Annotated in this window: 18 protein-coding genes; 8 read left to right on the top strand and 10 right to left on the bottom strand. The window is 71.6% G+C overall.

Annotated features, from left to right (window positions below):
* Positions 1-130: 130 nt before the first annotated feature.
* Together IF04_RS0117370 and IF04_RS0117365 are read left to right on the top strand one after the other, a co-directional pair.
* A complete protein-coding gene (locus IF04_RS0117370; RefSeq protein ID WP_030257752.1) occupies positions 131-1,882 on the top strand; it encodes an IlvD/Edd family dehydratase in 1,752 nt (583 codons plus the stop codon).
* A gap of 8 nt (positions 1,883-1,890) precedes the next feature.
* On the top strand, positions 1,891-2,613 hold the full coding sequence (locus IF04_RS0117365; protein WP_051831322.1) for a FadR/GntR family transcriptional regulator: 723 nt from the start codon (positions 1,891-1,893) through the stop codon (positions 2,611-2,613).
* 4 nt (positions 2,614-2,617) lie between these two features.
* Here the strand turns inward: IF04_RS0117365 and IF04_RS0117360 are convergent, their stop codons facing one another.
* The 4 genes from IF04_RS0117360 to IF04_RS0117345 form a co-directional block, all read right to left on the bottom strand.
* Positions 2,618-2,809: a hypothetical protein gene (locus IF04_RS0117360; RefSeq protein WP_245654428.1), complete on the bottom strand. Its 192-nt coding sequence runs from the start codon at positions 2,807-2,809 to the stop codon at positions 2,618-2,620.
* A 47-nt stretch (positions 2,810-2,856) separates the two neighbouring features.
* Positions 2,857-3,132 carry a hypothetical protein gene (locus IF04_RS0117355; protein WP_051831321.1) on the bottom strand — a complete coding sequence of 92 codons (276 nt, stop codon included), beginning with the start codon at positions 3,130-3,132 and terminating at the stop codon, positions 2,857-2,859.
* 144 nt (positions 3,133-3,276) lie between these two features.
* Positions 3,277-3,696, bottom strand: coding sequence for a CBS domain-containing protein (locus IF04_RS0117350; protein ID WP_030257742.1), 420 nt, complete (start codon positions 3,694-3,696; stop codon positions 3,277-3,279).
* Positions 3,697-3,866: 170 nt separating this feature from the next.
* Entirely contained in the window at positions 3,867-4,271 is a 405-nt protein-coding gene (locus tag IF04_RS0117345) for a rodlin (protein ID WP_030257740.1), read from the bottom strand.
* A gap of 464 nt (positions 4,272-4,735) precedes the next feature.
* Here IF04_RS0117345 and IF04_RS0117340 point away from each other — a divergent pair, with 464 nt between their 5' ends.
* Complete coding sequence (locus tag IF04_RS0117340; protein ID WP_030257738.1) at positions 4,736-5,608, top strand: putative protein N(5)-glutamine methyltransferase; 873 nt, start codon at positions 4,736-4,738, stop codon at positions 5,606-5,608.
* 74 nt (positions 5,609-5,682) lie between these two features.
* Complete coding sequence (locus IF04_RS0117335; protein ID WP_030257737.1) at positions 5,683-6,708, top strand: glutathione S-transferase family protein; 1,026 nt, start codon at positions 5,683-5,685, stop codon at positions 6,706-6,708.
* Positions 6,709-6,712: 4 nt separating this feature from the next.
* On the opposite strand, the gene IF04_RS0117330 is transcribed toward IF04_RS0117335, so the two are convergent.
* The 3 genes from IF04_RS0117330 to IF04_RS0117320 all read right to left on the bottom strand — a co-directional run bounded on the left by IF04_RS0117330 (position 6,713) and on the right by IF04_RS0117320 (position 13,212).
* Positions 6,713-9,817: a glycoside hydrolase family 2 TIM barrel-domain containing protein gene (locus tag IF04_RS0117330; protein WP_030257735.1), complete on the bottom strand. Its 3,105-nt coding sequence runs from the start codon at positions 9,815-9,817 to the stop codon at positions 6,713-6,715.
* A 154-nt stretch (positions 9,818-9,971) separates the two neighbouring features.
* On the bottom strand, positions 9,972-11,630 hold the full coding sequence (locus IF04_RS0117325) for an amidohydrolase (protein ID WP_030257732.1): 1,659 nt from the start codon (positions 11,628-11,630) through the stop codon (positions 9,972-9,974).
* Positions 11,631-11,679: 49 nt separating this feature from the next.
* Complete coding sequence (locus tag IF04_RS0117320) at positions 11,680-13,212, bottom strand: APC family permease (protein ID WP_030257729.1); 1,533 nt, start codon at positions 13,210-13,212, stop codon at positions 11,680-11,682.
* A 170-nt stretch (positions 13,213-13,382) separates the two neighbouring features.
* Between IF04_RS0117320 and IF04_RS0117315 the strand changes: the two genes are divergently transcribed.
* Both IF04_RS0117315 and IF04_RS0117310 read left to right on the top strand, forming a co-directional pair.
* Complete coding sequence (locus IF04_RS0117315; protein WP_030257726.1) at positions 13,383-14,090, top strand: TetR/AcrR family transcriptional regulator; 708 nt, start codon at positions 13,383-13,385, stop codon at positions 14,088-14,090.
* Between the two features lie 49 nt (positions 14,091-14,139).
* Entirely contained in the window at positions 14,140-14,679 is a 540-nt protein-coding gene (locus tag IF04_RS0117310; RefSeq protein WP_030257721.1) for a GNAT family N-acetyltransferase, read from the top strand.
* On the opposite strand, the gene IF04_RS0117305 is transcribed toward IF04_RS0117310, so the two are convergent.
* Positions 14,676-15,644 (bottom strand): alpha/beta hydrolase, encoded by a 969-nt coding sequence (locus IF04_RS0117305; RefSeq protein WP_051831320.1) that lies wholly within the window; start codon positions 15,642-15,644, stop codon positions 14,676-14,678. The genes IF04_RS0117310 and IF04_RS0117305 overlap by 4 nt on opposite strands.
* A 194-nt stretch (positions 15,645-15,838) precedes the next feature.
* Here IF04_RS0117305 and IF04_RS0117300 point away from each other — a divergent pair, with 194 nt between their 5' ends.
* Positions 15,839-16,558 (top strand): DinB family protein, encoded by a 720-nt coding sequence (locus tag IF04_RS0117300; RefSeq protein WP_030257716.1) that lies wholly within the window; start codon positions 15,839-15,841, stop codon positions 16,556-16,558.
* Between the two features lie 14 nt (positions 16,559-16,572).
* Here IF04_RS0117300 and IF04_RS0117295 read toward each other — a convergent pair whose 3' ends face one another.
* Both IF04_RS0117295 and IF04_RS0117290 read right to left on the bottom strand, forming a co-directional pair.
* A complete protein-coding gene (locus tag IF04_RS0117295) occupies positions 16,573-17,181 on the bottom strand; it encodes a helix-turn-helix transcriptional regulator (protein WP_030257714.1) in 609 nt (202 codons plus the stop codon).
* Between the two features lie 43 nt (positions 17,182-17,224).
* Entirely contained in the window at positions 17,225-18,880 is a 1,656-nt protein-coding gene (locus tag IF04_RS0117290; protein ID WP_063829490.1) for a FadD3 family acyl-CoA ligase, read from the bottom strand.
* A gap of 206 nt (positions 18,881-19,086) precedes the next feature.
* Between IF04_RS0117290 and IF04_RS0117285 the strand changes: the two genes are divergently transcribed.
* A complete protein-coding gene (locus tag IF04_RS0117285) occupies positions 19,087-19,659 on the top strand; it encodes a PadR family transcriptional regulator (protein WP_030257709.1) in 573 nt (190 codons plus the stop codon).
* Positions 19,660-19,741: the final 82 nt, after the last annotated feature.

Here is a 19,741-nt window from a genome sequence, read left to right as displayed (position 1 = left end):
CTTCGTCGGCTCGTTCGTCGTCGAACTCTGGACGCGGCGGGACCGTATCGTGCTTTGATAGCACCATTGAAGGGGTCGGTAGGACACGGCTTGGACACGGCCGCCCCGCACCGCGTCGGAAGGACTTCACATGGCAGTGAACGACCGGCAGCAGCCCACCGGTGCCACCGCACCGCTCCGCTCCCGCGCCTGGTTCGGCGACGGCGGCAAGAACGGCTTCATCGCCCGGCACTCCCTGCGCGCCATGGGCCGCGGCGGGCACAACTTCGACGGCCGCCCGGTCATCGGCATCTGCAACACCTACTCCGAACTCACGCCCTGCAACGGCCACTTGCAGATCCTCGCGGACGCCGTGAAGCGCGGCGTACTGCAGGCCGGCGGCTTCCCGCTGGAGTTCCCCGCGATGTCGCTCGGCGAACCGATCATGCGCCCGACCACCATGCTGTACCGCAACCTCGCCGCCATGGAGATCGAGGAGCAGATCCGCGCCAACCCCCTGGACGCCGTCGTCCTCCTCACCGGCTGCGACAAGACCACCCCCGCGGCCCTCATGGGCGCCGCCAGCGCCGGCGTCCCCGCGCTCGTCTTCACCGGCGGGCCCACGCTCAACGGCCGCTTCCGGGGCCGCGCCGTCGGCTCCGGCACGGACGTCTGGCGGATGACCGAGGAGCTGCGCGCGGGCACGGTCACCCAGGAGGAGTTCACCGAGTTCGAGACTGCGCTGACCCGCAGCGCCGGCCACTGCATGACCATGGGCACCGCCTCCACCATGGCCTGCCTCACCGAAGCGCTCGGCATGATGGTCCCCGGCGGCTCCGGACTGCCCGCCGTCGACTCCCGCCGCGGCACCCTCGCCGAGGAGACCGGCATCCGCGCCGTCGAACTGGCCGGCTCCGACCTCACCCCGCAGCGCATCATGACCCGCGCCGCCTTCGAGAACGCCATTCGCATCAACGCCGCCATCGGCGGCTCCTCCAACGCCGTCCTGCACCTCCTCGCCCTCGCCGGACGCCTCGGCGTACCGCTCGCGCTGGACGACTTCGACCGCCTCGGCGCCGAACTCCCGCTGCTCATCGACCTGATGCCGTCCGGCCGCTTCCTGATGGAGGAATTCGCGTACGCGGGCGGGCTCCCGGCCCTGATCAACGACCTCCGCGACCATCTGCACCACGACACCGTCACCGTCACCGGGCGCAGCCTGGTCGACAACTGCGCCGGCGCCGAGGTCCACGACCGCGAGGTCATCCGCCCGCTCGACCGCCCCGTCCAGCCCGCCGGCACCGGCACGGCCGTACTCCGCGGCAACCTCGCCCCCGACGGCGCGGTCATCAAACAGTCGGCGGCCGACCCCAAGCTGCTCAGCCACACCGGGCCCGCGCTGGTCTTCGACTCACTGGAGGACTACCTCGCCGTCGCCGAGGACCCGGACCTCGACGTCACCGCCGACACCGTCCTCGTCGTACGCAACACCGGCCCGAAGGGCTACCCCGGCATGCCCGAGGTCGGCAACGTACAGCTCCCCAAGAAGCTCCTCGACGCCGGCGTCCGCGACCTGGTCCGCATCTCCGACGCCCGGATGTCCGGCACCGCGTACGGCACCTGCGTCCTGCACGTGGCCCCCGAAGCGGCGGTCGGCGGCCCGCTCGCCCTCGTCCGCACCGGCGACTCCGTACGCCTCGACGTACCGGCCCGCCGCCTCGACGTCCTGATCGCGGACGACGAACTGGAGCGCCGCCGCGCGGCCTGGCAGCCGCCCCGCGCGCCCGCGGAACGCGGCTGGAGCTACCTCTACGACCGGCACGTCACCCAGGCCGACACCGGCGTCGACCTGGACTTCCTGCGCGGCGCGACCGACTCCACACCGCCCCGACAGGCGTTCTGAGGCCCGGCGTGGAACTCCAGGGCCTGCACGGGCAGGTGGTCGACCGCATCGGCCGATCCCTCGCCGCGGACGAGATCCGCGCGGGCGAGGTACTGCGCCTGGAGGACATACAGGAGCGGTACGGCGTCTCGCGCACGGTCGCGCGTGAGGCCGTCCGCGTCCTGGAGTCCAAACGGGTCGTCACCAGCCGTCCCCGCGTCGGCATCACCGTACGCCCGCTCACCGAGTGGAACCTCTACGACCCGCAGATCATCCGCTGGCGCCTCGCGTCCCCCCGGCGCGAGTCCCAGCTCCGCGAACTGGCCGAACTGCGGGCCGCCGTCGAACCGTCCGCCGCCGCGCTCGCCGCGTCCGGCGCTTCCCCGGACGCCCGCGCCGCACTGACCGCCCACGCCCACGCCATGGCGGCAGCCGCCCGCGCCGACGACCGCGCGCGCTTCGTCGCAGCGGACGCCGCCTTCCACCGCACACTGCTCACCGCCTCCGGCAACGGCATGTTCGCCCAACTGGCCGAGGTCACGGAGGAACTCCTCACAGCCCGCCACGACCTCGCCCTGATGCCCCCCGACATCGACATGACCGCCGTCCACCGCCACCAGAAGGTCGCCGCCGCGGTAGCCTCCGGCCGCCCGACCGAAGCCGCCGAGGCCGTCATACGAATCGTCAACGCGGCCCACAGTGAGGTGGAACGACTGCTGGCGGGTGGGGGGTCTTGCGGGTACGGGGGGTGAAGCGTCAGAAGTACACGATGCGCACGACCGTGACCGTGAGGACGCTTTCGCTGACGTAGTAGCGGATGACGACGCCGGCGATGGTGGCTTCCCGGCGCTCGCGTTCTTTCTTTATGGCTGTGGAGCCGTGGCCGTACGGGTCGTCGGCGAGGCGGCGCATGGCCGCGTCGAAGCGGGTGCGCAGGCCGGTGTCCATGGAGTCGCGGGCTTGGTCGGCAGGGGGTGCGTACTGGAGGCGGCGGGTCACGCCACCTCCGGCCGGCTGTCGTCGGCCGGTACGGCACCGATGTCCTCGCCGCGCTCCAGGCGCTCGAAGAGCTCCTGGTCCTCGAGGTCGGCGCCGGTGCCGCCCAGGGCCCACCGGGCCAGTCTGGCGGGCAGCTCGTCGGCCGGGACGTGCGGGATCTCCTGGTCGAAAGCGCGCGCCTGCTCCTCGTCGAGGACGGCGCGGATACCGGCGATGGTGCCCGGCAGCTCCACCAGCTCTCCGGCGATCACCGTCTTCAACGTCGCCTCCACGGCCGGCCTCCTCGCGCGACCACCTCGCGCCATGGACCACCGTACGCCCAACGGGCCCCGTTGTGTCCTGCGTACCGAGAACACCCGCCGAACCGGCGGTGGGCCCGCGGCGCGGGCCCACGACGGATGCATGACGTGGGGTGATCAGCGTTGTGCCGTGATGCTTTCGGTCCAGTCGGCCATCTGGTCATCGGTGAGGTGACCGGCCAGATCGGCTTCGGTGATCATGCCGACCAGCCGCTTGTTCTCGATCACCGGCAGCCGGCGGATCTGGTGGCCCCGCATCTCCTTCAGCACTTCGCTGATGTCGGCACCCGCGTCGATCCAGCGGGGCGTGCCCTTGGCCATCTCGTGCGCCGTGACCTGGGACGGGTCGTGCCCCATGGCCACGCAGCCGACCACGATGTCGCGGTCGGTGAGAATGCCGCACAACCGCTCGTTCGCGTCGCTGATCGGCAGGGCTCCCACATCGAGCTCCCGCATCAGCTGCGCCGCGCGGTCCAGGGTCGCGTCCTCGGGGATCCACTGGGCGCCGGGGTGCATGATGTCTCCGGCAGTGGTCATGAACCGTACCTCCCATGCCGGACGGCCGGCGCGACGCCGGGCGCGCCGCAGGTCCCGGCCCTCCCATTGTGGTCGCCGGTGCGCGCCCTCGCATGTGGGGGAGCGGGGACGTGCCGCGGGGCACCACCGTCGCCGTGACGGTGGTGCCCCGCGGGGGTGTCGGGTACGGCTCAGCCGTTGCCGTGACCGTTCTCGGAGAGCACCGAGAGGTCGTCGATGAGGTGCGACAGCGGCTCGTCGCCCTTGTTCTGGGTGGAGTTCTTGGTGCACTGCTGGTTCTGCGGGTTCGCCAGGACGTTGACGTCCTGAACGGTGATCGGGATCAGGCCGATCAGCGAACCGACGTTGACCTTGGCCGGCAGGCCGACGCACAGGTCGTTGAGCGAGTTCTGGACCAGGCCCGCCTGCGGGCTCTGGTGGCCGTGCGTGGCCGAGTTCCCGTACGACGTCGAGGCACCGTTGCCGCTGAGGTTGTGGGCACCGCCGTCGTTACCGACGGCAACGGCAGTGCCCGCGCTGGCGGCGAGGCCGGCGGAGGCGAGGGTGAGGGCGGCCAGGGTGGCACGGATGCGCATGTCTCTCCTTGGGACAACGGCAATGAAGGGAGGTATGGCCCAGTACAGCCCCACGCACGTGCTGTCCTGTCTTATTCACCCATCTATCGGCGTGTCCGCGTGGATTGCGTGCGTGGGTGCCGTGCGTTGTGCGTGGTACGTCGTGTGGCCGCGGTTCGATGTGGGCATTGGTGACAACGAGTCTCACAGTGCCGGTGTCGTCCGGCACCGGAGACCGGACCGGCGGGCCCGCACTGCTGTGGTACCCGGACCCCGTACCGCGGTGGACGGCGCGGCCCGCCGGTCGTCAGGTACTGTGGGCAACCGCAGTGACCGTTGACGACCGAGGAGGTGAGACCCATTACCGCTGTACCAGGCCGGGTTCTCCCTGCTCGCATCCGCGCGGTCCCCGCGGCGCCAACGGCGTAGCGGGCCGTAGCGAGGGAGCGTGCCCGGCAGTCGCCAGGCACATCCGAAAGGCTCCCATGTCACTTCTCGCGTCCCCCCTTCTTTCTTCCCTCCGCGCCGCCGCCGTCGCCCGACTCCGGGCCACGGGCTCGGTCTTCGCCGAGGACGAGGCGGACCTGCTCCTCGCCGCGGCCGGCACCCCGGCCGCACTCGACGCCATGGTGGCGCGGCGCGCCGCCGGTCTGCCGCTCGAACTGGTCGTGGGCTGGGCGGAGTTCTGCGGTCTGCGGGTGGCCGTGGCCCCCGGCGTCTTCGTACCCCGCCGCCGCACGGAATTCCTCGCCCGGCAGGCGATCACGCTCGCTACCGTCGCGCGGACGACCGCACGGGGAGCCGGAACCGAGGAGCCCGAGGCGGTCCGTCCCGTCGTCGTCGACCTCTGCTGCGGCTCCGGCGCGGTCGGTGCCGCGCTGGCCGCGGCCGTGCCCGCGCCCGGCGTCGAACTGTACGCGGCCGACATCGACCCGGCCGCGGTCCGCTGCGCCCGCCGCAACATCCCCACCACCGTGGGCGAGGTGAGCGAAGGCGACCTGTACGAGGCGCTGCCGGCAGCCGTGCGCGGCCGCATCGACGTCCTCGTCGCCAACGTTCCGTACGTCCCTACGCAGCAGGTCGGCCTGCTGCCGCCGGAGGCCCGCGACCACGAGCCGCTGGTCGCGCTGGACGGCGGCGCCGACGGCCTCGACATCCTGCGCCGGGTGACGGCCGCGGCGCCCCAGTGGCTTGCGCCCGGCGGCCACCTCCTGGTCGAGACGAGTGAACGTCAGGCGGCGTCGGCCGCCGAGGTGTTCCGCCGCAGCGGCCTGACACCGCGCGTGGTCACCTCGGAGGAGGAGTACGCGACGGTGGTCATCGGCAGTGAGAGCGCTGCCCGTGGCCCGCGCGGCTGATGTGTGGTGAGGAGCGGATCATGGCGGGAACCCCTTCCGGAGAGACCGGCACCCCGCACATCGGAGGGACCCACATGCCCACCACCAACGCCCCCGAGGGCAACACCGAGTACGGCAGAAAGAGGTTCAAGCGGTCCCGGAGCCACTTCGCGGACCGGATCACCGCGGACGGCCGGGACGGCTGGCCCGTCGAGGCCGGCCGGTACCGCCTGGTGGTCAGCCGGGCCTGCCCCTGGGCCAGCCGCGCCCTGATCTCCCGGCGGCTGCTCGGTCTGGAGGACGCGCTGTCGCTGGCCATCGCCGACCCGATCCAGGACGACCGGAGCTGGCGCTTCACCCTGGACCCGGACGGCCGCGACCCCGTCCTCGGCATCCGCTACCTCAGCGAGGCGTACGACGCGCGCGAGACCGGGTACCCCGGCGGGGTCAGCGTGCCCGCGATCGTCGACGTACCGAGCGGAAAGCTCGTCACCAACGACTTCCAGCGGATCACCCTCGACCTCGCGACCGAGTGGACCGCGCTGCACCGCCCCGGCGCGCCCGACCTCTACCCGGAGCCGCTGCGCGCCGAGATCGACGAGGTGATGGAGGGGGTCTACCGGGACGTCAACAACGGCGTGTACCGGGCCGGGTTCGCGACCGGACAGAGTGAGTACGAGGAGGCGTACGAGGACGTGTTCCGCCGCCTGGAGTGGCTCTCGCAGCGGCTGGCCGACCGCCGGTACCTGGTCGGCGACACCCTCACCGAGGCGGACATCCGGCTGTTCACCACGCTGGTGCGGTTCGACGCCGTCTACCACGGCCATTTCAAGTGCAACCGGTACAAGCTGGCCGAGGACCCGGTCCTGTGGGCATACATGAGGGACCTCTTCCAGACGCCCGGGTTCGGCGACACGGTCGACTTTGACCACATCAAGCGGCACTACTACCAGGTGCACACCGGCATCAACCCGACCGCCATCGTCCCCCGCGGCCCCGACCTCGCCGGCTGGCTGACCCCGCACCACCGGGAGGAGCTGGGCGGCCGCCCCTTCGGCGACGGCACGCCTCCGGGGCCGGTCCCGGCCGGCGAGGAGGTCCCGCCGGCCGGGCGTCCCTGAAGCCTCACTCAGCAGCGGCGAGCCGGACGATGCGGAAGAACCCGTTTGCCTCATCGGGGTGACGGCTCGTCAGCTCCAGCCTGACGCGGCTGGTGCGGACGGCGTCGAATGTGACCCGGGTGGGGGAGTCGGAGGCGTCGGCCCATCTGACGCGGACGTGGTCGGCCGGTACGTACTCCTTGCCGTCCCAGTAGCTGACGGCGATCGCCTCGGGCAGTGCGTACGTGTCGTCGTCCGTGGTGAACGACACGTCCAGACCGGAGACGTGGCGACGGCGTGGCCATGTGACCGACACCCAGTCCTTCGCCCGCGCCGCGCTGATGGCGGGCAGCAGGGCCGTCGCCGCCATGCGGTAGTGGTTGGACCAGCCCGTGGCCGCGTCGCCGTCGAGCATCGCGGCGGGCACGGTGTCCGGCGCGCCGGAGAAGCTCGCGTCCGCGGTGGGGCCGCCGGAGGTGTCCTCCCGCACACCGGTGGCCGCGGGGGCGAGGGGCCCGGAGGCGCCCCGCCCGCGCCCCGTGACACGGATCCGGGCCGACGCTGTATGCAGCCCCTTCGCCCGTGCCGTGACCGTGACCGCCGCGGCCCCATCGGCGGGCCGGACGATCGCCAGCGCCTTCCCGTGGAAGGCGGACCGGACGGGCGACTGATAGTTCTCGGCGCTCTCCTGCTGTCCATTGTCGGCGCCGACCAGGTGCCCGCCGGTCACCTGGAAGGCCAGCGCGTGCTCGGCGCCGGGCACGAGGACGCCCCGGGAGTCGGTGACCTCGGCGGTGACGAAGACCAGGCCGTCCGCGGTCGTCTCCTGCCGGTCCGGCGTCAGCCGCACCGCCGCGGCCTCGCCCGCCGTCCGCAGCGTGTCACGGGCGACCTCGCGTCCGTTCCGGCGCGCCACCGCCACGAGCTTGCCCGCCTCGAAGGGCACCTGCCAGGTGAGGTGGAGCCGGCCCGCGCTGCCGTTGGGGCTGGTGTAACTGCCCGGGTACGGGCCCGAGGTGACGGTCTTGTCGTCCCCCGTCGCCTCGGTCGTCTCCAGGTACTCCCGCTCGTCCGTCGTCTTCTTCCGGTCGAAGCGGCGCACCCCCAGCGACCGGCCGTTGAGGAACAGCTCCACACTGTCGGCGTTGGAGTACGCCCAGACGGTCACGGTGTCCTTGGGACGGTGCCCGGTCCAGTCCATGGGCACCAGATGCACCATGGGCGTCTCACTCCACTGGCTGCGGAAGAGCGAGAACTGGTCCTTGGGGAAGCCGGTGGTGTCGACGGCGCCGAAGAACGAGGACTTCACCGGGAAGACGTCGTCGTACGGCGTCGGCTCGCCGATGTAGTCGATGCCGGTCCACAGGAACTGGCCGCCGAAGAACTCCCGGTCCCGGTCCTTCTTCAGGGCGTACTCACCGCTCATCGTCCACGACTCGAGGTTGTTGTCGTACGACGAGGCGCCGCGCCGCCCGGGAGTGTAGTTCTCACCCGTGTTGAGCCGGCCGGGGCTCTCGTACACACCACGCGTCGAGGTGCTCGACGAGCTCTCGGACTCGAAGAAGAAGGTGTCCGGGTACTTCTTGTGCAGCGCGTCGACGGAGGCGGCCGTGTTGTAGTTGAGCCCGACGCCGTCGAGCATGCGGAGGATGCGGTCCTGCGGTGAACCGTCCTTCGGCACACTGCGGTACTTGTCCGAGCCGATCACCACGGCACGGGTGGTGTCGACCGACTTCACGGCCTCGATCAGCCGCTCGGCCATCGCCACGCCGGCCTCGCTGGTGCTGTCGGGGATCTCGTTGCCGATGGACCACATCACCACGGCGGGTGAGTTCTTGGCCGCGTGCACCATCTCCTTGATATCGGCCTCGCTGTGCTCGTCGAAGAACCGGCCGTAGTCGTACGGGTTCTTCGGCGTGCGCCAGCAGTCGAACGCCTCGATCTGGAGCAGAATCCCCAACTCGTCACAGAGCGCGACCACTTGGGGCGCCGGCGGATTGTGCGAGGTCCGCAGGGCGTTGACGCCCATCTCCCGCATGATCTCCAACTGCCGCCGGGCCGCGTCGGGGTGGAAGGCGGCGCCCAGCGCACCGAGGTCATGGTGCAGATTGACGCCCCGCAGCTTCATCCGTTCGCCGTTGAGCGAGAAGCCATGGTCGGGGTCGAAGGTGGTCCACCGCAGCCCGAAGGAGGTGCGCGTCTCGTCGACGACCCGGTCGCCGACGGTGATGCGGGTGTCGACGGTGTAGAGGTGGGGGCGTCGGACCGACCAGAGGCGGGGCTTGTCGATGCGCAGGTCGAGTGCCGTCGTTGTGGAATCGCTGGTGAGGGTGGCCGGGGCGGAGACCGACCCGACCCCCCGGCCGTCCGCGTCCCGGACCGTCGCCGTCACCTGGGCCCGTACGGACCGCTGTTCCTCGCTCACTGCGGCCACCGCGACGCGGACCGCGGCATGGCCCTTCTCGACGGTCCGCGCGAGGTCCGGCGTGGTGACCGTGACTCCGTGCCGGACGATGTGCACGGGATCGGTGACGACGAGGCGCACGTCCCGGTGGATGCCGCTGCCGGAGTACCAGCGGCTGCTCGGCACCTGGTTGCGTGCCCGTACTGACAGGGTGTCAGCCGTCCGGCCGTCGGTGTGCGCGCGGTCGGTGAGGTCCACGGCGAAGCCGGTGTAGCCGTACGGGTGGGTGGCGACCAGCTCCCCGTTGAGGTACACCTGCGCGTCCATGTACACGCCGTCGAACTCCACGGATATCCGCTTGCCCGCGGTCTCCGCCGGGAGTGTGAAGGTCTTGGTGTACCAGCCGAGACCGCCGGGGAGGTAGCCCGAGCCCGCCGTGGTGCGGTCGTCCTTGACAGGGTCCAGGCCGATGCTCCAGTCGTGCGGGACGTCCACGTCGCGCCAGGCGGGATCGCCGGCCGCGGGCCGGGGCGCCTCCTCGCCGGTGGTGTTGACGAGGGCGAACCGCCACCCGCGGCAGAAGTCGCTCTCGCGCCGCGCGCCCAACGCCCCCGGCTCCGCCCGCCCGGCCGCCCGGGCCGTGGAACCCAACGCCAACTGTGCACCGAGGACTCCACCGAGGGAGGCGCCGGCGCCGCCCAGAACCACGCGTCGTGAGATGGCCATGTGTGCCTTCCGGTATTCCGTGAGGGTGACGAGGCAGCTGAACGCGCTGAGTCTGTCGAGTCCTGTTTATATGTGTCAATGAAAACAACAAAAGTTCTCAACTAGTGGCAGGGCGTGGCCGGGAGGCGAGGCGGGCTCGGGCGCTCGGGATTGCTTACGCGTCGTCGGCTGCGTACACGCGGACGCCGCCGACGTATGTCTGCAGGACCCGGGTCGCCGCGATGTCGCCGGACGGGTCCTCGAAGGGGTCGCGGTCGAGGACGGCCAGGTCGGCCAGGTTGCCGGGACGCAGGGTGCCGGTGTCGTCGAGGTGGTTCACATACGCGCTGCCGGCGGTGTACGCCGCGAGGGCCGCGCCGAGGTCGAGGCGCTGTTCGGGGAGGAAGGCGGGGGAGTCGGACGGGGCATCCGGCAGGCGGCGGTGCACCGCGGTGTGCAGCGCGGCCATCGGGTCGGGGCTGCTGACGGGCCAGTCGCTGCCCGCGGCGAGCGTGGCGCCGGAGCGGAGCAGGTCGCCGAAGGGGTACTGGTGGGTGGTCCGTTCGGCGCCGAGGAAGGGGATCGTGAGGTCGTCCATCTGCGGCTCGTGCACGGCCCAGAGTGCCTGGATGTTGGCGGTGGCGCCGAGCCGGCGGAAGCGGGGGACGTCGTCGGGGTGGACGATCTGGAGGTGGGCGAGGTGCGGGCGGTGGTCGGTCCAGCCGTTGGCTTTGCGCGCCGCCTCGACCGCGTCCAGGGACTCGCGGACGGCCCGGTCGCCGAGCGCGTGGAAGTGGACCTGGAAGCCGTGTGCGTCCAGCTCGGTGACGTAGTGGCGCAGCGCCTCGGGCTCGATGAAGGAGATGCCACTGTTGTCGGAGGTGCAGCCGCAGGCGGTGAGGTAGGGGTGGAGAAGGGCGGCCGTGTGGTTCTCGGCGATGCCGTCCTGCATGATCTTCACGGTGGTGGCGCGCAGTCGCCCGGCGGTCAACTCCTCGCGCTTGCTGAGGAGTTCGGGGAGCTGTTCGGTGCCGCGGGCCCGGTCCCACCACAGTGAGCCGGTGACCCGGGCGGTCAGCTTTCCGGAGCCGACGGCGGCGGCGTAGGCGGGGGAGGGGTCGGCCATCCCGGCGTGGTTGCCGAGCAGTGCGTCCTGCCAGGCGGTGATGCCGTACGAGTGGAGGAGCGCCTGGGCGCGCAGCAGTCCTTCGGTGAGCGTGGCGAGGGTCGGCGCCGGGACGGCGGCGGCGACCAGCATCATGGCGCCTTCCTGAAGCATCCCCGTGGGGTGCCCGTCCGTCTCCCGCTCCAGCCGGCCGTCGGCGGGGTCGGGCGTACGGGCGTCGAGGCCGGCGAGTTCGAGGGCGCGGGTGTTGGCCCAGCCGCCGTGGTGATCGCGGTTGACGAGGTACACCGGGCGGTCGGGCACGAGCGCGTCGAGGAACTGGCGGGTGGGCGTGCCGCCGGGGAACGCCTCCATGGACCAGCCGCCACCGGTGATCCACTCCGCGTCCGGGTGGGCGTCGGCGTACGCGCGGATACGGCGGCGGTACTCCTCGGCCGTGACCGCTCCGCTCAGGTCGCACTGCCCCAGCTCCACGCCGCCGCCCACCGGGTGCACATGCGCGTCCTGGAAGCCGGGCACGAGCAGCCGGCCGTGCAGGTCGACGACTTCGGTACGCGGACCGATCAGCTCGTGCACCTCGTCGTGCCCGACGGCGACGATGCGTTCGCCGCGCACGGCGAGGGCGGTGGCGCGGCTGCGGGCCGGGTCCACGGTGTGGACGGGGCCGCCGGTGAAGACGAGGTCGGCGGGGTGTTCCGAAGGGGACATGTCCGGGCTCCTGGGTCGGTGGGATGGTGCGTTGTACACGGTGGGGGGCTCAGCGGGCGGGTTCGGACGGTGGCGCGGCCGGCTCGTCACCGCGGTCCATCGGGAGGGCGATCGCCTCGGCGTCCGTGCCGCGCCCCGTAATGAAGTACGGCGAGCGCCGCCCCCACTTGGCGCGTGCCGCGGCCACCAGACCGGATGCCACGATCAGGACGGGAACGAGCAGCATGAACCAGCCGTTGTCCGGCCGCGCCTCGAAGTGGTCGCTCATGGTCGCGTAATGGACCGCGAGGTAGCCGCCGAGCCCGAAGAGGACCAGCCCGCTGAGCGCGGGGATCACCACGCCGGTGAGCGCGGCGCGGGCCCCGGCGCGCAGGTCGGCGCGGAAGCGCAGCGCGCAGGCCAGGGCGGTCAGGCCGTAGTAGAGGGAGACGACCAGGCCGATCGAGTTGACCGCGGCGAGGATCATCTCGTTGAGCTTGGGAATGCCGAGGGCCAGTACGGCGACGGCCGCGGCGATGGCCATGATGACGACCGTACCCACGGCGGGCGTGCCGAAGCGGGAGCTGACCTTCGTCCAGGCGCTGCCGAGGGTGCGGTCGCGGCCCATGGCGAGCGTGGCGCGGGCCGTGGGGATGACGGCGGCCTGCAGGGACGCGAAGGCGGAGCACATCAGGGCGGCCAGCGGCAGGGACGCCCACGGCTCGGGGGCGAGGTGCGCGCCGAGGAAGGTGAGCGCCTGCGGGCCGTTGTGCACCAGTTCCCCGTTGCTCATCACGCGCTGGAAGGAGACGGCGGCGAAGACGAACAGCGCCAGCATGACCGTGAGCGCGATGAGCCCGCCGCGCGCGGCGTCCCCGGCGCTCTTGGTCTCCTCGTTCACGGTGAACGCCGCGTCCCATCCCCAGTAGATGAAGACCGCGAGGATCAAACCCTGGACGAGTGAGGTCGTCGAGCCCATCTCGAAGGGGTTGAGCCAGGAGAAGGAGAACGGCTGGTCACCGACGGCCAGGCCCCAGGCGCAGAAGGCGAGCAGCACGGCGTACTCGAAGATCAGCAGCCAGAGCTGGAGGCGGGTCGCGGAGCGGACGCCGGTGACCGCGGTGACGGTCACGGCCACCAGCGCGACGAGGCCGATGACGGTACTGGTCGCCGTGGAGTTGGGGTCCAGCGCGATGCCGAACACCGCATACGCGCCCAGCTTGTTGAGGAACTGCAGGATCACCGAGCCGGTGACCGCTCCGGTGTACGCCATGAAGACGACGTTGCCGACCAGCACCACCCAGCCGGTGAGGAAGCCCGGCCAGGGGCCGATGGAGCGGCCCACCCAGGTGTAGCCGTTGCCGCAGTTGGGCTCGGAGCGGTTGAGCCGGGAGTACGCGAGGGCGATGCCGAGGATCGGCAGGAACGCCAGTATCAGCAGGGCGGGCGTCCGGCGGCCCGCGTACACCGCGAGGGTGCCCATTCCGATGCCGATGCTGGTGGTCGCCGCGGTGCTGGAGGCGGCGATGGCCACGCCGTCCTTGACGCCGAGCGAACGGCGCATACGGGGGCCCGGCGGAGCGGGCGGCACGGCAGGGGGCATGGGGCACGCTCCAGGGGCGGGAGGGGGAGGGGCGCCGTGGCGGACCGGCGACGCGTGCGCCGATGAAACCGCCGCCATCGGTTCTATGTCAATGGTGTTGACGTAAGATGGTGATTGACTGGCCCCGCACCCCGGCATCACCGGAACCGACGACGAAGGGCCGACCGACCGTGGCACCACCCGACCGCGTCCCCGCGGAACGCAGGCGACGCCGCCCCACCAAGAGCGGCGTGGTCCTGTCGGCGGAGCTGATCCTCGATGTGGCGCTGGAACTCCTCGACGAGCACGGCGCCGAGGCCCTCACCATCCGCCGGCTCGGCACCGCGCTCGGCGCCGACCCCAGTGCGGTCTACCGCTACTACCGCGGCGCCGAGGACCTGCTGCTCGCGCTGGGCGACCGCCTCATCGGCGAGGCGCTCGACGGCTTCCGGCCCGAGGACCACGACGACTGGGCCGCGGCGCTGCGGGACTTCGGGCTGCGCGCCTACCGCGCGGCGCTGCGCCACCCGCGCGTCACCGTACTCAGCTCCTACCGTGTCACCCGCCGCCCCCACGAACAGCGCGCCGTGGAGACCGGCATCGGCCTGCTGCGCCGGGCCGGCTTCGACGACGCCACCGCCGTGCGCCACTACCACGCCTTCGTCGACACCGTCCTCGGCCACGCGGCCCTGGACGCCGCGGTGCTGCGCCTCCCCGCCGACCAGCGGGCCGGCGACGAACAGGCATGGAGCGAGGCGTACGCACACCTCCCCGCCGACGACTTCCCGCACCTGCACGCGGTCCGGGACCACCTCCCGACGATGGCGGGCCCGGCGGTGGAACACGCTCTTGACCTGCTGCTGACGGCACTGCGGGCACAGGCCCCTTCAGGGGGCTAGAACTTCTCTCTCGGATCCACTCTCACGGGCGTGCGATAGGTTGCCCGCCATGACCGAGCTCGGACCCGTCGCCTGGCCACCTGCCCCGATAAGCACCGAGCGGCTCGTGCTCCGTGAGTCCGAGGCCCGGGACCGTGCGGCATTCATCGAGCTGTCCGCCTCGCCGGAGGTGGGCACCTACCTCGGTGGCCCTCGACCGCGTGACGAGCTCGAACGCGCGGTGCCTGAGGTGCCCGGGCGGCGCCCCGGCCTTTTCGTGATCGAGCTCGACGGAGCGATGATCGGCACCATCGAGCTCAACCGGCGTAACGCGGAGCATCGGAGTCATGTCCGTCCGGATGCCGGGGAAGCCGAACTCGGCTACCTGCTCCTGCCAGAGGCATGGGGACGCGGGTACGCCGCCGAGGCGTGCGCGGCGGTACTCGACTGGTTCGCGGACGCGCTTCCGGGCGAGCCGGTAGTGCTCTGCACCCAGACCGCCAACGACCGCTCGATGCGCCTCGCGGCGAAGCTGGGGTTCACCGAAGTGCAACGGTACGAGGCGTGGGGCGCCGAGCAGTGGATGGGCGTGTGGTCCTCAGCGCTCTAGCGGTTCAGCGCGGTGCGGAGTGCGGCGTGTGCTGCCTCGTTTGCTTTGGCGGCTGCGGGCAGTTGGCCCGGCATTCCGAAGAAGCCGTGGAAGACCCCGTCGTAGCGCCGGACGTCCACCGTGACGCCGGCCTCCCGCAGCCGGTGGCCGTATGCCTCGCCCTCGTCGCGCAGCGGGTCGTACTCCGCGGTCAGGATGTGGGCCGGCGGGAGCCCGGAGAGGTCGGCCGCGGTGAGCGGTGAGGCGTAGGGATGGACGTCCGCGGAGGAGAGTCCGTAGCCGTCGCCGTCCGTGCCGAGGTACTGCTGCCAGTACCAGCGCAGATGGTCGGCCGTGACGAAGTAACCGCGGGCGTTCTCCCGGTAGGAGGGGGTGTTCCGGGCGGGGTCGAGCATCGGGTAGATCAGCAGTTGGAAGACCGGCATCGGGCCGCCGCGGTCGCGGGCCATCAGGGGGAGTACCGCGGCGAGGTTGCCGCCGGCGCTGTCGCCCGCCACCGCGATGCGGGCCGGATCGCCGCCCTCCTCGGCCGCGTGCGCGGCGGCCCAGCGCAGGACCGCGTAGGCGTCCTCGGCGGCGGCGGGGAACCGGTGTTCCGGCGCCCGCCGGTAGTCGACGGAGACGACGAGCGCGCCCGTCGCGTTGGCCAGGTCCCGGCAGATGCCGTCGTGCGAGTCCAGATCGCAGATCACGAAGCCGCCGCCGTGGCAGAACACCACCACGGGCAGCCCGTCCTCGGCGCCCTCCCGCGGCCAGTACAGCCGTACCGGCACCTCGGGGGCGCCGTCGGGCCCCGGCACCCGCCGGTCCTCGACCCGCGCCACCGGCACCGGGGCCGCCGCGCGGGGCCGCTGCGCCGCGAGGATCCGGCGCGCCTCGGCCGCGTCGAGGACCTCGGTGCCCAGTCGCGGGAAGTGTGCCTCGGTCAGCTCGATGATGGTCTTCGCCACGGGATCCAACGGCATGTTGGGCCTCACCTCGTCGTCACGTCACGTCTCCGCCGACCTGAACTATTTCTATTAGAACTATTGACCTTTGTCGACCCCGGCTTGAGGTGCGTCGCTTAATCGGTGGCGCCACATGAGGTGAGCCGTTAACTTCCGCCCGAGCGCAGTGAGATGCGAGATGCGAGACACGCGACCGCGAGGGGGAGCCGGGTATGGAGATCGAGGGTCAGCGGACCGACCGATTGGGCGTACTGCTCGACCAGTTCGACAAGGCCAGGGAGACGGCCCAGGTGCGGCTGGCGGGGCTCAGCGACGAGGAGTACCTCTGGGAGCCGGTGCCCGGTTGCTGGTCGATCCGGCGCCGCGGTGAGGCGGTGACGCCCAGGGCGTTCGGGCCCGGCGAGTGGGTGCTGGACCGCGGTGCTCCGGACATCCCGGCGAGCGAGTACGCCGAGGTCGCCCGGCAGGCCGCCGACGGCATGACCGTCGACAAGATCGCCGAGGACTGGAGCGTGAGCGTCGAGCGGGTCCGCGAGGTCCTCGCGCACACCGGCGAGCCGGAGCCCGACGAGACGCCGGTCACGACCATCGCATGGCGGCTGGCGCACCTGCACTTCGAGTTCGCGGGCCGCTGGGAGTGGACCTTCGGCGAACGGCGGCAGGATCCGAAGCTGCTGGTCGACTTCACCCCCTCCGCCGACGTGGCACTCAAGCGGTTCTGGGCGTCGGTCGACCGCTTGCGCAACAGCATCGCCACCGTCACCGAGGAGCAGCTCGACACGGTCGGCTTCTCGCAGTACCCGCACGGCTCCGACCCCGACGACCCCTTCATCAGCGTGCTGGCGGGGGCCAACCTCGAACTGATCCACCACATGGCCGAGATCGCGTTGCTCCGCGACCTGTGGCGGGCCCGCTTCGCCGTTCCCCGGTAGGCCCGGGCGGGTGCTCAGTCGTGTTTCTGTTCCGCGGCGCGCACCTTCGCGGCCACCTCGTCCAGGTCCCGCAGCGCCGACTCGGCGAACTCCCGCTCCGCCGCGTAGTACTTCTCCGACCAGCGCAGGACGAGCTCGGTGTACGCCCAGGAGGGCTCCTTGGCCGAGCCCTCGGCCGTGGCGCGGGCCCGGCGGGTCATCTTCTCCGCGTACGTGCGGTGCTGTTCGAGGATGGCGCGCAGCTCGTCGGGCTCCGTCAGATGGCCGAGCCACAGCCGCAGCATGACGCCGTGCTTGAGGACCGGCGGCTCGACCGGCGCCTCGCTGACCCACCGCGCCGCGGCCTCCTTGCCGCTCGGCGTGATGCTGTACATCCGCTTGCCGCGCACGCCGTCGTCCTGGACGACCGTCCGCGAGGTGACGTAACCGTGCTTCTCCAGCCGCTTGAGCTCGCCGTAGACCTGGCTGGCCGACGGGCTCCAGTAGAAGTACTGCAGGCTCGAATCGGCCCATTTCTTCAGGTCGTACCCGGACAGCTCCTCCCCGAAGGAGAGCAGCCCGAGCACCGCCCGGCTGGTGGGCGGCAGTTCAGCGGGGTCGAAGGGCGCGGTCGAGTCGGTCACGGGCGTGAGTATAGGACCGATGCCGCAGGTGAGCGGCGGTGCGTCAGCCGGCAGGGGCCTCGCCCCGCAGGCCACCGTTGCGGGCAGCACGGCGCAGCTCCGTCTTGAGGATCTTGCCGCTCGCGTTGCGCGGCAGGTCCGGTACGAGGTGGAAACGGCGCGGCACCTTGAAGTTGGCGAGCCGCTCCCGGGCCCAGGCGGTGAGCCCGTCCGGGGTGGGCGGCTGCTGCGCGGGGTCGGGGACGACGAAGGCGACGCCGACCTCGCCGAGCCGCTCGTCCGGCGCCCCGACGACGGCGACCTCGGCGATGCCGGGGTGCGCGCCGAGCGCGTGCTCCACCTCCGCCGGGTACGCGTTGAAGCCGCCGACGACGTACATGTCCTTGAGCCGGTCGGTGAGGGACAGATAGCCGCGCTCGTCCAGTACGCCGACGTCACCGGTGTGCAGCCAGCCGTCCGCGTCGATGGCGCGCGCGGTGGCCTCCGGGTCGTCCAGGTAGCCGGCCATGACGTGATAGCCGCGCGTGACCACTTCGCCGGGCCGGCCGGGCGGCAGCTCGCGCCCGTCCGGGCCGACGACCCGCAGCTCGGTGCCGGGCAGCGCGACGCCGACGGTACGGGCGACCGTCGCGGCGTCCGCGTCGGCGGGGCAGATGGAGACCACCCCGGTCGACTCGCTGAGCCCGTACGCGGTGAAGACATCCGTCGCGCCGAGCTCCCGGCGGATCTCCTCGATCAGCGCGGTGGGGATCATGGCGGCGCCGGTACCGGCCAGCCGCAGCGCCGACAGGTCGTGCTGCTCGCGCCCGGGGTGGCGGATGAGGCTGTGGAAGACGGTCGGCGGCCCGAGCAGCACGCTCACCCGCTCCTCGGCCATCCGACGCAGCATCAGCCCGGTGTCGAAGACCGGCTCGGGCAGCATCGTCACCCCGCGCAGCAGACAGCCGAGCACCCCCGCCTTGTACCCCATGGTGTGGAAGAAGGGGTTGACCAGGAGATAGCGGTCGCCGGGGCGCAGCGTGACCGCGCGGGACCAGTTCTCGAAGACGCGGATGGTCTGCCCGTGCGTGACCATCACGCCCTTGGGACGGCCCGTGGTGCCGGAGGTGTAGAGGATGTCGGAGAGGTCGTCGGGGCGTACGGCAGCGGTACGGGCGGCCCGCTCGGCATCGGGAACCGCGGCGCCCGCCACCAGGTAGTCCTCCCAGGAGACCGCTCCGTACGGGTGCGATGCGGTCGGATCCGCCACCTGGTCGCGCAGTACCACCGTGCCGCGCAGCCCGCCCAGGTCCGTACCCGAATCGTGCAGCATCGCCACGTAGTCCTTGCCGAGGAAACCGCGCTCGGTGAACAGCAGCCGGGCGCCGCTGCGCCGGATGATGTCGGCGGCCTCGGCGGCCGTGTAACGGGTGTTCACCGGTACCAGGACGGCGCCGACCGATACCGCACCGAGCGCCGCCGCGATCCACTGCCGGCTGTTCGGGGCCCAGATGGCCACCCGGTCGCCGGGCGCCACGCCGTGCGCGACGGCGGCCCGCGCCGCCGCGTGCACCTCGTCCCGCAACCGCACGAAGCTCCACCGCACCTCGCCGTCGGCCAGCGCCTCCGCCTCCCCGTACGCGGCCGCCGCGGAATCCGCCAACTGCGCGACGGTGACGGGGCGTTGCGCGCCCGCCTCGCCCCTCTCCCGGCTGTCCATACTGATCACGATCACGCCCTCCTGCTCCGCTGCCGTGTCCCGCGGCCATCACACCGGTCCACCGCCGCGGTGGCTACGGCGAAGTCCCGTCCAGTGGGAGAAGCGCCACGTCGACTCCCTAGACTGCGGTGGTGGCGGAAGACGATACGAGCGGTGACGACGCGAGCGGTGACGACGCGAGCGGTGACGATACGAGCGGCGCGGACCTGCCGGCGACCGGCTGGGCGGTGCTCGGGCTGCTCTCCTTCGGTACGGAGCTGTCCGGTTACGACCTGAAGAAATGGGCGGACTGGTCGCTGGGCTTCTTCTACTGGAGCCCGTCGTTCAGCCAGATCTACGGTGAGCTCAAGCGGCTGGAGAAGGCCGGTTACGCCACCTCCCGGATGGTCACACCGGAGACCGGCGGCCGCGGCAAGCGTGTGTACCGGATCACCGAGGCGGGAACGGCCGCCGTCCGCACCTGGACGCGGGAGGCACCGGTCGAGCCGCCGGTCCTCAAACACGGCGTCATGCTGCGCCTGTGGCTCGGCCATCTGATGGGCCCGGCCCGGATGCGCGACGTGCTCGCCACGCACCAGGACTACGCCGAAACCATGCGTCGACGAGCGGCAGCGGACGCCGAAGGCGCCGCCACCGAACCCGCCTGGGCCTACACAGAACTCACCCTCAAATGGGCGGAACGCTATTACGCGGCGGAACGCGAACGGGCCGCCGAAATGCTGGCGGAACTGGCGGAGTTGGAGGAACGGCAGGAGAGCGGCCGGCCGGACGGGGACTAGAGCGGTGCTCTGGCTCCACCCATGACCGCCATGGGTCACAAATCGCCACCAGCGGCCTTGGCCTGTTGCCGATCTGGCGCGA

This window comes from Streptomyces violens (genome assembly GCF_000717745.1).
GTDB classification, from domain to species: domain Bacteria; phylum Actinomycetota; class Actinomycetes; order Streptomycetales; family Streptomycetaceae; genus Streptomyces; species Streptomyces violens.
The sequence above is the reverse complement of the archived record's forward strand: the minus strand, read 5'-3'. Positions and strand labels throughout refer to the sequence as shown.